This window comes from Thermococcus sp. PK, from assembly GCF_000430485.1.
Lineage (GTDB): Archaea > Methanobacteriota_B > Thermococci > Thermococcales > Thermococcaceae > Thermococcus_A > Thermococcus_A bergensis.
In genome coordinates this window covers 915,194-927,628 of record NZ_KE387149.1, presented here as the reverse complement: position 1 = coordinate 927,628, position 12,435 = coordinate 915,194, and the positions used below count along the sequence as shown (strand labels likewise).

At 44.4% G+C, this 12,435-nt stretch carries 8 protein-coding genes and 1 pseudogene; 5 read left to right on the top strand and 4 right to left on the bottom strand.

Features of this window, described 5'->3' with window-relative positions:
- Positions 1–421: pseudogene (gene tnpA / locus THEPK_RS07055) on the bottom strand (IS200/IS605 family transposase); the annotation flags it as partial.
- A 123-nt stretch (positions 422–544) separates the two neighbouring features.
- Here tnpA and THEPK_RS07050 point away from each other — a divergent pair.
- Genes THEPK_RS07050 through THEPK_RS07040 form a run of 3 tightly spaced genes read left to right on the top strand, consistent with a single transcriptional unit; the run spans position 545 to position 2,109 of the window.
- Positions 545–910 (top strand): DUF257 family protein, encoded by a 366-nt coding sequence (locus THEPK_RS07050; RefSeq protein WP_255346961.1) that lies wholly within the window; start codon positions 545–547, stop codon positions 908–910.
- 2 nt (positions 911–912) lie between these two features.
- A complete protein-coding gene (gene pbp11 / locus THEPK_RS07045) occupies positions 913–1,221 on the top strand; it encodes a tRNA-binding protein Pbp11 (RefSeq protein ID WP_042699974.1) in 309 nt (102 codons plus the stop codon).
- A 42-nt stretch (positions 1,222–1,263) separates the two neighbouring features.
- Complete coding sequence (locus THEPK_RS07040) at positions 1,264–2,109, top strand: TatD family hydrolase (RefSeq protein ID WP_042699971.1); 846 nt, start codon at positions 1,264–1,266, stop codon at positions 2,107–2,109.
- Here the strand turns inward: THEPK_RS07040 and rtcA are convergent, their stop codons facing one another.
- Genes rtcA through THEPK_RS07025 form a run of 3 tightly spaced genes read right to left on the bottom strand, consistent with a single transcriptional unit; the run spans position 2,110 to position 4,840 of the window.
- Complete coding sequence (gene rtcA / locus THEPK_RS07035; RefSeq protein WP_042699969.1) at positions 2,110–3,162, bottom strand: RNA 3'-terminal phosphate cyclase; 1,053 nt, start codon at positions 3,160–3,162, stop codon at positions 2,110–2,112.
- Positions 3,149–4,291 carry a hypothetical protein gene (locus THEPK_RS07030; RefSeq protein ID WP_052315909.1) on the bottom strand — a complete coding sequence of 381 codons (1,143 nt, stop codon included), beginning with the start codon at positions 4,289–4,291 and terminating at the stop codon, positions 3,149–3,151. The genes rtcA and THEPK_RS07030 overlap by 14 nt, the downstream gene beginning before the upstream one ends.
- Positions 4,292–4,327: 36 nt before the next feature.
- The gene (locus THEPK_RS07025; protein ID WP_042699967.1) at positions 4,328–4,840 is read right to left on the bottom strand and encodes a metallophosphoesterase; all 513 of its coding nucleotides are present in this window, start codon (positions 4,838–4,840) and stop codon (positions 4,328–4,330) included.
- 114 nt (positions 4,841–4,954) lie between these two features.
- On the opposite strand from THEPK_RS07025, the gene THEPK_RS07020 reads away from it, so the two are divergent.
- Entirely contained in the window at positions 4,955–5,449 is a 495-nt protein-coding gene (locus tag THEPK_RS07020) for a Gins 23 protein (protein WP_042699964.1), read from the top strand.
- The gene (locus THEPK_RS12645; protein ID WP_083965045.1) at positions 5,449–12,420 is read left to right on the top strand and encodes an LAGLIDADG family homing endonuclease; all 6,972 of its coding nucleotides are present in this window, start codon (positions 5,449–5,451) and stop codon (positions 12,418–12,420) included. The genes THEPK_RS07020 and THEPK_RS12645 overlap by 1 nt, the downstream gene beginning before the upstream one ends.
- The last annotated feature ends 15 nt before the right edge of the window (positions 12,421–12,435 follow it).

Sequence of the window (12,435 nt, the reverse complement as noted above, 5' to 3'; positions counted from 1 at the left end):
TTTCAACTCACGCTCCCATTGGGTTTCAACGTAGTGCTTCACAATCTCGTCCGTTATGTAGCCGACTGAGGCGACGAAATAGGAGCGAGACCATAACCTACCGTGTGTCGTCTTGCTCCTCAGTTCTGGAAACTCTTGGAGGAGTTTTCTGGCGGTTTTGCCTTTTCAAGTGGTTCACTATTTGGGCTGGCGAGAGGTTGGGCTTTGCCTGAAGGAAGACGTGAACGTGGTCGGGCATTACTTCGAGGGCAATAACCTCGCACCCGATTTCTTCCGAGTATTCTTTGAACATTTCTTTGAGTCTCTCGACGACTTTTCCGGTGAGAATGTCTCTCCGGTATTTTGGTATCCAGACGAAATGGTAGGTTATGAAGTGTTTTGCGTGTCTTGTTCTTTTGATTCTTGGTGATTCGGGTTTCATTGTGAACCCCTTAATGTATGGTCTGCATTATTGCTTAAATGCTTTTCGCTTTCCTGTTTGAGGGCTGTTGGGTAGTTTACTGCATCCCCGCCCTAAAGGGCGAGGCTTTCAGAAGAAAAAGTAATATATTTGAACAGATATGAGGACATAGCAAACAAAGTTTTTTCTGAGGGGAAGTACATCAACATAGTTCTTGGGCTTGAAAGGCTTTTCGCTTTCTTCCAGAACTCTAATGAGTTCTACACCGTGATAAGCTCCATTCAGGGATTCTTAGGTAACAAGAGCAGAAAGGCATTTTATATAATAGACAAAAAAGTTGCTTCAAATCTCGAGTTCAACCCAATCCCAGAGCTGGAAGAGATAGCGACTACTCTGGTGTACCTCAAAGGGGAATACGGAAAGGGAAAGGTTCTCTTTGGTAAGACTTCGTTTATAGAGCTTTTGGGTAAGGAATATGAGGCCTCCCTTGAGAGAATACTCCAGTGGTGAACATGGGGCTCTTTGACATTTTCAGAAAGAAAGATGATGCAATTGAGATAGTCTCAAAACGGCCCGTGGCTAAGTTTAAGGTGGAAAAGGTCTTTGAAATCTTTGGCAGGGAAATTCTGGTTGGAGAGGTTGTTGAAGGAGTTATCTACCCGGGCTATAAAATAAAGGGAAATGGCGCTGCGCTCATAAGGGAAATACAGAAAGACAATCAAAGGGTCGATTTTGCACTCGCATATGATGAAGTGGCCCTTAGTTTAGAGGGAAGGGTCAATGCAAAAGTTGAGGATATACTTGAGGTTTACCAGTCCTAAGAGCTTTTAAACCCCTTCACTCATGCTTTTTTGGTGGTGGATATGATAATATTTGACAACCACTTTCACGTTGACCCCTTTAAAGGGCTGTTCTTAGAGGCGGTTAAAGAATTCCACAAGGCTGGAGGGACGCATCTAAACGTCGTTTATAAGAGCGCCCACGACTATGGGTTTGAAGGAGTTAAAGCTGTGGACTTTATGAAAGCAATGGACTTTCACATAAGCCTTGTGGAGCGGATTAACAAAGAAACTCCTGTTAAGGCCTTTGCCGTGGTTGGGGTTCACCCGGCAGAGTTTGCCTACCTTGCGGAGAAGAAAGGTGTGGAATACGCTAAGAACGAGGTCATGAAGGCGTTGGAATATGCGCAAAAGCTCTGCCTTGAGGGAAAGGCCATAGCGATAGGTGAAATTGGAAGACCTCATTACGAAGTAAGCAAAGAGATATGGGAAGCAAGCATTGAGCTAATGAAATATGGGATGGAGTTGGCCAAAGAGGCAGACTGTGCAGTTCAGCTCCACACGGAGAGTTTCAACGAAGAGAAGTTCAGGGAGCTCGGAGCGATCATTAAAGAAGTCGGCATAAAGCCATACAAAGTTGTTAAACACTACTCCCCGCCGTTGGTCAAGGTCGCCGAGGAGGTGGGGGTTTTTCCTTCAATTCTGGCGAGCAAAAAATCCCTTATGGAAGCCCTAATGCAGGGAAGCAGATTCTTGATGGAGACCGACTACATAGACGACAAAAGGCGGCCGGGAGCAGTTTTGGGCCCAAAAACCGTGCCCAAGAGGACGAAAGCATTTATCCAGCAGGGCCTAATGGATGAGGAAACCGCCTACAGAATCCACGTCGAAAATCCAGAAAAGGTTTATGGGGTAGAGATGGAAGAATAGTCAAAGCTCCACCTTCTTTATAACCCTAATCTTCCCTGGCTTTCCAACTTCACCCTTGACATCAAAGACCTTTCCAAAGAACTGCTCCACGACCCAGACATTTGTGACGAGGTGCTTCGTGATTTCGCTCACCCATATCTCCCCTCCCGCGAAAGCTAGGAACGGTATGAGCTGGTCACCAAGGAACTTATCTACTGCATGTCCTGTCTTTAGTTGCTCTATAAGCTCATTTGCGGCCTCTCTTCCCACGACCTCTGCTGGCTTGCCTCTCTCCCCAAGGGCATCTCCTCCTAGGCGAAGAATGTCTGTGTTCGCCCATACGACGATTCCACTTCCCGGCCCCAGGTGGGGGTCTTTTCCCGGCTCGTAGAATTCCTCCTTAATTTCCACTGGCACAGAAGGATAGGCTCTCTCAAGGGCTTCTCTTGCAGCCTTTGCCTGCCTTATAGCAACGTGAGAAGGAAGCCTTACTGCATGGCTTATCCCTTCAAAGCTGTGGATTTCTTTGAACTTTGTGGCAATCAAGGGCTTCTTTTCCTCCCATGGATAAGCTCTGCCAATGACCAATCCTCCGCCTCTTGGATAGTGCCCCCTCCGCTTTATTTCTATCTCCACCCTAACGCCGAGCTTTTCGAGGGCATAGAGGGTTACATGCTTGAGATAATCGACCGGTGGGCTCCACGGTACGTCGGTTCCTCCCGTTATCTCGAAGGTAACTTCACCCTCTGCAAAGACCATCGCCGGCAGGAGTGCTTGAAGAACGAGGGTTATACTGCCGGCAGTTTTTATTAGCACCCTAACGTGTTTTGCATTGATTCTTTGGGGATAAAACTCCAGCTCGGTTGAGCCTTCTCTGGCGCCTTTAACTTCTCCGTCTGAGAGCTCCTTGAGAGCCAAAACACCGTAGAGGTGTTGCGGCCTTAGTCCCGGGTTTGGCCTTTTGGCCCGGATGTTGATTATCTTAACGGGCTCTCCCGTGATGACTGAAAGGGCGAGTGCAGTCCTCAGTATTTGTCCTCCACCCTCTCCATAGCTTCCATCAATGATCTTCATTTTCCTCACCAAGAAACAGTACAAGCGCTTTATTTAAAAGTTCTTCTGGCCTTGCGTTAGGCTTTTTCTCTTTAAGCCTCTTGAGGAGCTTTGATAGGGTTGAGACGGTTCTGAAAGTTCTTTTCTCTTCGGGTATTTTCACCACTGCTTCATCCGGCACCTCTAATTTGACCCTTTCTTCTAGGAGCTCTTTAAATTCCTCCCCGCTTAAGTACGGCAGTTTTATCTTTACCGGCAGGTCGTACTTTTTTGGGTTTTTGCTCTCCACTATCAACGTGAACTCCACCGGAACTTTGAAGCCCTTAATCTTTGCACTCCCTTTTTCCTTAATCCTCAAGAGCTTTTCAAGGAGTTCCTCGGGGGGTTCTCGGAGTATTAGAAATCCCTTGTGGGCTTTTAAGAACAGGGGGGCTCTGTAAGTCCCATCCCCAATTTCGCCGGCTTCAAAATCTTCTAAAGAATCCACATAGCTGTCCCAAATCACTACCGGGGGTTTTATGAGAAGCTCTCTTCCCCTCTTTAACACTTCGTGGAGCTCGTTATCAAACAGCCGAAGCTTTAGGGGGCCAACTTTAAGGACTTCCGGAATTTTAACGGTTCCTTTAATAGCCCTCTCCAAAACCTCTGAAAGAGGGAGCTCTGCGTGATTTATCACCAGCGTGTCCTCCATAAGCTCCAGGGCTTTAAGTCTTTCAATGAATCTTGGCGGGAGGTTTAGGCTTTTGAGCTCAAGCCTAATGGGTTCCTCTTTTAGCTCCCCTCTAGCTTTGATTTCCCTTAGAAGCTCTTTGCTGAGAGAGGTTATCTGGTATATCTCCTTCTTTCCCTGAAGGTATAGGATTCCGTTTGAGAGTAGCCTTAGCCCTAAGCGTCCAAGAAAAGCCGAAAGCTCGCTTTCGGTTCGTGTGCTTATTATCTCTTTCCCTTCAACGTTCTCGTACCCCTTATCCACCACAATGAAATCAGCCGGATGGATCCCCTTTTCGTATAGAAACCTCTCCAGGATGTCCCTGGCGAGCTCTTCGTTTTCCGCGTAGACTTTTATAAATTCCACTACCTCGTTCTTTCTAACCCCAATAAAGACTACTCCGGAGTATCTCTCCTTAGGTGTAAGCAGGTCAGTCTCCATGATTCTTTACTTTGATATTTGTTTTTATATCCTTTTTCAAAGGCTCATAAATCCTAGCGGCTCTCCGGTGTCAAGGTTTACTATCTTTACCTCTCTCTTTCTCGTATCCAGAAATGCAACGCTCTTCACTCCGCTGACGTACCCGCAAACTTCACCGGGATTTAGAACTATGCTCCTTCCGGTTTCCCTTATCTCATACTTGTGAGTGTGTCCCCTTATCACTACGTCATAAAGCTGGCTCCGTATAAATGCTTCAACCACCTTCTCATTTGTACCATGCAAAAGAACTATTTTAAGTCCGTCTATCTCCAGTTCTAATATCTCCTCTTCTACTCCAATTGCCTTTTTGAGGCCTTCTCTTTCTCCATCGTTGTTGCCGAAGACTCCCTTAAAGTGCGCATTTAGCTTTGAAAGCTCCTTTTTGACAAAAGGTGCCACGTAATCACCTGCATGGAGCACGAGGTCAACGTTTTCTTTGTTAAACAGCTCAACAGCCCTTGCTATAGCCGGAAGATTGTCATGAGTATCGCTCATTATCCCTATCAGCATTTGTCCACACCTCTGTATAGTCAAGGATGAGGAGTTTATATCTTTATCTTCGGTGGGCTAAAGCTTAAGAACTTCATGTAATCAACAATTTGTATGGTGAGAGGGTGAAGGATGATGCTGGTTGGCAGGGCATTGATCCCGGTCAAGGTGTTAAAATCATTTGGAAGCTGGAAACCAGGGGATACCCCATTAGTTGAAGACTGGAAAGCTAAAGAACTGTGGGAGAGCGGCGTAGTGGAGATTATAGATGAGAGTGAGAAAATCATTCGCGAACTTGAGAAGGTTATAAATGAAGAAAAAAACAGCGAGCCAATAACATCAATTCCTGAAGGACTGTATGAGAGGGCTGAATTTTACATTTACTACCTTGAGAACTATGTAAAAACTAAGACGGATGGGGATATCGAAGTTTTGAGTGCTAAAATGACCAAGCTCTCCAATTTAAAGAGAAAATATGAGTACCTCAAAAGGCTTCGCTTTAACAAGATAATCAACGCAATAATGTTCAGACCGGGAAGCTTGGAGATCCTAAGCAGACTCTCATTGGAGGAAAGGAGGATATACCTCCAGATATCTCAAATTAGAAATGAGTGGCTGGGTGAGAAGTGATGGACAGGCAGGAGATGATAGAGAGGTTTGTGAAGTTTCTTAGAGAGTACACTGATGATAGTGGGAACAAGGTTTATTTGGATGAAATAAGGGACGTGCTGACCGTCATTCCGAAAAGGCATATTGCGATAAACTGGGAGCATTTGAACGCTTTTGACCCCGAACTTGCTGGCGAGCTTATAGACAACCCCGAAGAAGTCATCCTCGCAGCTGAAGATGCCCTTCAGATAGTCCTTCAGGAGGATTTCTTCAGAAAGGAGCCTTTTCCAATTCACGCCCGTTTCTATGGTTTGCCAAAGAGCTATCTCGTGAAAGAGCTTGGGAGTGAGCACATAAACAAATTCATCCAGGTGGAGGGAATAATAACGAGGATGACTGAAGTGAAGCCCTTTGTTTCAAGAGCAGTCTATGTCTGCAAAGACTGTGGACAGGAGATGGTGAGACTTCAAAAACCCTATGCCACGCTGATAAAGCCCAACAAATGTGAAGCCTGTGGAAGCAGAAACATTGAGCTTGACGTTGATAAGAGTACTTTTCTCAATTTCCAGAGCTTCAGACTCCAGGATAAGCCTGAAAGCCTTAAAGGTGGACAAATGCCCCGTTTTGTTGATGTGATTTTGCTTGATGACCTTGTGGATATTGCCCTCCCTGGAGATAGAGTGGTCATAACCGGAATCATGAGGGTTGTTTTAGAGCAAAGGGATAAGAGACCAATATTCCGGAAGATAATAGAGGCAAACTACGTGGAGCAGTTAAGCAAGGAGATAGAAGAGCTCGAAATAACTCCAGAGGATGAGCAGAAGATTAAGGAGCTTGCAAAAAGGAAAGATATCGTTGATGTAATAGTCGACTCGATTGCCCCTGCTATTTATGGAATGAAAAAGGAAAAACTCGGAATTGCCCTCGCGCTGTTTGGAGGAAACACGAAGCAACTTCCTGATGGGACAAGGCTAAGAGGAGAGAGCCATATTTTGCTCGTGGGAGATCCTGGAGTGGCCAAGTGTGTTGACTACGATACGAAAGTCGTGCTGGCAGACGGAAGCATCAGACCAATAGGAGAACTTGTTGATGAAGCCATAGAGAAAGCCAAGGAAAGTGGAACCCTTGGTATCGTTGACGACGGCTACTATGCCCCCATAGACCTTGAAATCTATGCCCTTGATGCTTCAACACTAAAAGTTAGGAGAGTTAGGGCAGACATTGCTTGGAAGAGAACCGCTCCAGAGAGAATGTTCAGGATAAAGACGGCGAGCGGAAGGGAGATAAAGGTAACGCCCACACATCCTTTCTTTATCTTCGATGAGGGAAGTTTCAAGATCAGAAAAGCGGAAGAGCTGAAAGTGGGAGATTTCATAGCAGTTCCGAGGATCATTCCTGCAAATGGAAAACCAGTAAGCCTCAGTAAGGCACCCATTCAAAAACCAAAGACTGCAAAAAGTAGGCTAGTACTTCCAGAGTTCGCAGACGAAGAGTTCTGGTACATTGTTGGATTGATTACGGGAGAAGGGTACAGTCAAAAAAGAGGCAGTAGTGCAACCCTTTACTTCACTAACAACGATGAAGAGCTGATAGAAAAGGTCAGAGAGTATCTAACCAAAATTGGGCTGACTCCAACCGTAAGAAGGCCTTACAAGGAGAAGAACGCACGTGAAGTCTATGTGTCTAGCATTGAACTTTTTACTCTTCTTGAATGGCTTAAAATCTCCGGCAACTCTGCAGAGAAAAGAGTTCCACCTCAACTGTTTAGTGCCCGGAATGTGGATATAAAAGCCTTCCTCAGAGGGTACTTTGATGCCGAGGGAACCGTTGATAAAAGAAGGCCAAAGATAACGGTTGTTTCAGCATCAAAAGAGCTTGCTAGGGGTATACAACACCTGTTACTGCGATTCGGTGTTAAGTCTCAGCTCCATGAAACCGTGAGTAGAGCAACAAATGGAAAGATGGGTGAGAAAAAGACGTACTATCGGCTTTTCATTACTGGAGAGGATGCAATAAAGTTCAGAGATGTCATTGGATTCAGGCTTCAGAGAAAGATGGAAACTCTCAAGAAAGTGACTCAGAACATCAAACCAAACACGAATGTTGACGTTATTCCCGGTGTTAGCAGTCTTCTCAAGGGGCTTAGAACGAGAGCTGGACTCACTCAAAAGGAAATGGGGATAAACCGTTCCACATATCTGCATTACGAGTTGGGAGACAGATTGCCCACTAGAGAAAAGCTTGAATCCATAGCCAGAACTCTCGAAACACATCTACCCAACTCACATGAGGTTAAACTTCTCAAGCTCCTTGCCAGTTCCGACATATTCTGGGACAAAGTCGAGGAGATAGAAGAGTACAAGCCAGAGCACCCGTGGGTATATGACCTTCAGGTTCCCGAGCATCATAACTTCATAGCTAACGATATATTTGTTCATAATAGCCAGATACTCCGTTATGTGGCGAATTTAGCACCGAGGGCTATCTATACGAGTGGGAAGAGCTCAAGCGCCGCGGGTCTGTGTGTTGCTCCGAACTCCCTCATCATAACAGAAAACGGTGCGTGGGAGATTGGAAAGCTCACTGAAGACTGGATTAAAGACGTAGGGGCAATTCAATACTCCGAGGGTATTTATTACGCTCCGTATTTCGGAGAGGGCTTCTCGTTCGGCGAAGGAAAAATCAAGAAATCGCCAATAAGCAAGGTGTGGAAACTAAAATCCCCGAGAGAGCTTATCATGTTAAAAACAAATACAGGAAAAGAAGTTATAACAACTCCTGAGACCCAATTGATGGTATTCAAAGATGGCAACTTCAAGTGGAAGAAATCCCAGGATATTCGGCAAGGGGATTATGTATTAACACTTAGAAAGATCGAAGTTGAAGAGAAACCGGTTTATGTTATCGAAATGCTCCAAGATCTTGATGAGCTCGTTTTATATGGGATCAAAAAAGATGTAAAAAGGTTAATTGAGAAGATAAGAAAAGAAAAAGGCATAACAAAGAGAAAACTTGCAAAGATTCTTGGAGTAAATGAGAATATGCTGTATCATAACTGGGTGAATGAGGGAGCAAGAGGCAACATTACCATGAAACATCTGAAGAAGCTTGTTGAGCTTGCAGAAGTGCCACTTTCATCAATTCATCCCAGAGAGGTTGCTCTTCAAGATGGAAAAAGAATCAGAATACCCAAGCTCCTTGATGAGAAGTTTGCTTATTTTGCTGGACTAATTGCGGGAGATGGGGAGATATCCCGAGCAGGATGGGGAGTTTCTGTGAGATTCTCTAACAGGAGCAGCGAAATGAGAAGAAAATTCAAGGAACTAGTTGAGTATCTTTTTGGAATAGAAGCTAAGGAAAATGCGCAAGAGGACAGAGTTCCAGCAGTGCGCTTTCATTCAAAGGTAGTTGCTCATCTTCTCGAAAAGCTGGGCATTCCGCTTTCACCAAAGCCTGAAAAGGTAGATATCCCACCAGAACTCTTTGCAGCACCAAAAGAAGTCTTAGCTGCCTATCTCAGGGGAGTATTTGATTGCGACGGAACGGTGGTTCTAAGAAAGAGAGGATCATCGTACATAGAGTTGGACACTACAAGTGAAAAGCTTGCTAAAAAGATTCAGCTGGCACTTCTTCGCTTTGGTATAGTCTCCCACTTAAGGAAGAAAAACAGAAAAAGATATGTTAGTGAGATAAATGGAAGAAGAGTTATTTCTAAACACGATAAATGGGAGCTCAAGGTATATGGTGAAAACATCATTCACTTTGCGAGGGAAATTGGGTTTGAACATCCCGAGAAGAAAGCCCGCCTTGAAGAACTGGTTAGAAAGCTAAGAGCCTCAAAAAGGGACACTAACATCGACGTTGTTCCTGGTATCGGAGGCTTGCTCCGGAAGATAAGAACCTTCTATGGAATGGGCATTGAAGAAACCTACGGCACAAACTTTGGCTCCGCCATTGAGCATGGACGTCCAATATCAAGAAGACTCCTCAAAAGGGTTCTTAGGAACCTTGAGAAAGCTGATATCGAGAGAGTTCCCGTCGAACTGCCCAATGGGCTCAGGGTTAGAATTGGTGAAGTTATAGAACCAAAAGAAATCGGGCTTAAGAGAGAAGAGTTTTACGAGCTGTTCAAGAGGAATAGAAGTAGAAAAATAGACTACGCACTCCTTGTAAAAGTTGCAAGAGCCCTTGCAGAGAGAGATGAAAAAGCGTACAGAGAGCTTGTCTGGATTTTAAGCGACGTGACTGCAAAGGAAATGGAGATACGCGAGAAAATAGAGTTCCTCAGAAAGCTTGTTAACTCGGAGTTGCTCTTTGAGAGAGTCACTGAGAGCAAGAGAATAAAAAGTCTTTACGAATACGTCTATGATATCACCGTTGAAGGTTCCCACAGCTTTATTGCTAACGGATTCGTAGTCCATAATACCGCTGCTGCAGTGAGGGATGAATTAACAGGTTCCTGGGTTTTGGAGGCTGGAGTTCTTGTTTTAGCCGATATGGGCATAGCATGTCTTCACCCAGATTCGAGAGTGCTTGTGAACGGCAAATACCTTCCAATAAAAGAGTTATTTAATGAGGCAAAGTCCTACAAAGCCAAATCTAACGGGGAGATAGTGGATATTCAGGAAGATACTTTCGAAGTTGTCTCATTAGACCTTGAAAGAATGAAAACTGGTAACTCTTTGGCAACAATCATCCGGAAGAAACAATGGAAAGGAGAACTCGTTAAGCTAAAATTCCGCTCGGGTAATGAACTCCTTCTTACCCCTGACCACTGGCTCATTGATGGTAAAACATTAGAATGGAAAGAAGCGGGAGAGTTTAAACCGGGTGATACGGTCGTTGCTCCTCTCAAACTCCCAGAGGTGAAGGAGAAAATCCACATCCTTGACATACTTCCTGAAAACTGGCGGGTTAAATTAACCAAGGAAGAAAAAGAAGAGCTAAGAAAAGAAGTTCTTAGAAGATTCAAGTCTATTGCAGAATTCAACAGGCACTACGGTATTTCAAAAGACTTCCTATCTGGGAGAGGAGCTATAAAGGTTGGCAAGTTCAGGAAAATACTCAAAGATTTCGGCATTTACGAAAAATGGAAGAAGCGTCCCCTGGCTTATGGGCCATATTCAAGAAGAGAAAAGCTTAAGGTCGCATATATAACTCCAGAAATGGCCTATTTCTTTGGATTTCTGTACGGAGACGGGTGGATTCAAAGAATTGGAGATAGGGTAACACTGCGGATAACCCAATCACTTGTCAATGAAAAACAGCTCAAAAGGTTAAGAGAGAGTTTTGCATTATTTTATCCCAAAAAACTCAGAGAGTACAGGAGAACTACGTCGAGCATCTTGGCAGGGAACAAAATCTCGAGTGAAAGCATAATCTTCTCAGTAAATTCTCCTCTTCTCGGCTACATCTACGAGTACCTCACAAAAGACAATCTAACGAACCTCTTTGGGCTAGATGATGAGGCACTTAAAGCATTTGTTGCAGGGGCTCTGGACTCAGACGGTTGTGTATCAATAAAGCGGAGTGATAAAGGAGAAGTTGTCCACGTGGAATTCCTCCTATCTAATGATATCAGGAAAGATAATGCCTTTGCCATGCTCCTAAGGAGATTTGACGTGTATGCCAGAATTGTAAGAGACAAACGAGAAAACGTTAATAGAATACAAATAACCTCTAGGGAGGACGTTAAAAACCTTTTAGAAGCTGTGAAATCTTACAGCATAAAGGTCAAAGAAATCCCTGAAGTTAAACGCCTTATATCGTCCAAAAGCGACAAATTGCCCTCAGAACCTGTCAAAGAAATTGCGAGGAGGATAAGAGAGGAAATACCAGCTTCAATTCTCCTGAAAAAAGGTCTTTGGAGTATTATCTATGAGTACTCCAAAGGCATCCGTGTTCCAACTAGGAAACAAATCCATAAACTTCTGGAGAGACTTTCGGATTATCTCAGCCCGGAAATAAAATTTAAGCTTGAAATCCTAGCAAGAAGAGACTACTTCCTTGACGAAATTGTGGAGGTAGGGAGGATACCATATGAAGGGCATGTTTACGATCTTTACGTGCCTGTTTATCATAACTTTGTAGCCGAAGGAATAATTGTGCACAACTGCATTGACGAAATAGACAAGATGAGCGATAGGGATAGGAGCTCCATACACGAGGCCCTTGAGCAGCAGACCGTTAGTATATCCAAGGCGGGAATCACCGCGACGCTGAACGCAAGAACCACGGTTATAGCCGCGGCCAATCCCAAATATGGAAGGTTCAACAGGATGAAGCCTCTTCCAGAGCAAGTGGATTTACCTCCAACACTCCTAAGCAGGTTTGACCTTATATTTGTTCTTCTTGATGAGCCAGATGAAAAACTTGACTCTGAGATAGCCGAGCACATACTTAAGGTTAGGAAGGGTGAGGCGGAGGCAGTTGCTCCAAAGATACCGCATGAGCTTCTCAAAAAGTACATAGCCTATGCAAGAAAGAATATCAAACCAGTGCTCAGTAAAGAGGCAATGGAAGAAATCAAGCGCTACTACGTTAAAATGAGAAGGACAATAGGGAGAGGAGGTAGTGAAGAAGGGATTAAACCGATTCCAATTACCGCAAGACAGCTTGAGGCTCTCATAAGGCTCAGCGAAGCCCATGCAAAAATGAGACTGAGTGAGATTGTCACAAAAGAAGACGCCAGAGCTGCAATTGAGCTTATGGAATATACGCTAAGGAAGACGGCAATGGATGAAGAAGGAAACATTGACGTTAGCATCTTGGAGATTGGAAAATCCTCAAAGAAAATCAACAAGATGGACAAGATTCTCAATATAATAAAAGAGCTTCAGGATTTGGAAGACTACGGGGCCCCTAGGGAAGAGATAATAAAAGAGGCCAGCAAACACGGAATAGGAAAGAGTGAAGTTGAGAAAATATTGGAAGAACTCAAAGCGAACTCAATGATATATGAACCGCGCTCGGGCTACTACAAAGTTTTGTGAAAAGATTAATAAGGC

Excerpts from the sequence above, each read along its gene's own strand:
- THEPK_RS12645 (WP_083965045.1), top strand. The coding sequence starts at position 5,449 with ATGGACAGGCAGGAGATGATAGAGAGGTTTGTGAAGTTTCTTAGAGAG.
- pbp11 (WP_042699974.1), top strand. The coding sequence starts at position 913 with ATGGGGCTCTTTGACATTTTCAGAAAGAAAGATGATGCAATTGAGATA.
- THEPK_RS07025 (WP_042699967.1), bottom strand. The coding sequence starts at position 4,840 with ATGCTGATAGGGATAATGAGCGATACTCATGACAATCTTCCGGCTATA.
- THEPK_RS07040 (WP_042699971.1), top strand. The coding sequence starts at position 1,264 with ATGATAATATTTGACAACCACTTTCACGTTGACCCCTTTAAAGGGCTG.
- rtcA (WP_042699969.1), bottom strand. The coding sequence starts at position 3,162 with ATGAAGATCATTGATGGAAGCTATGGAGAGGGTGGAGGACAAATACTG.
- THEPK_RS07020 (WP_042699964.1), top strand. The coding sequence starts at position 4,955 with ATGCTGGTTGGCAGGGCATTGATCCCGGTCAAGGTGTTAAAATCATTT.
- THEPK_RS07030 (WP_052315909.1), bottom strand. The coding sequence starts at position 4,291 with ATGGAGACTGACCTGCTTACACCTAAGGAGAGATACTCCGGAGTAGTC.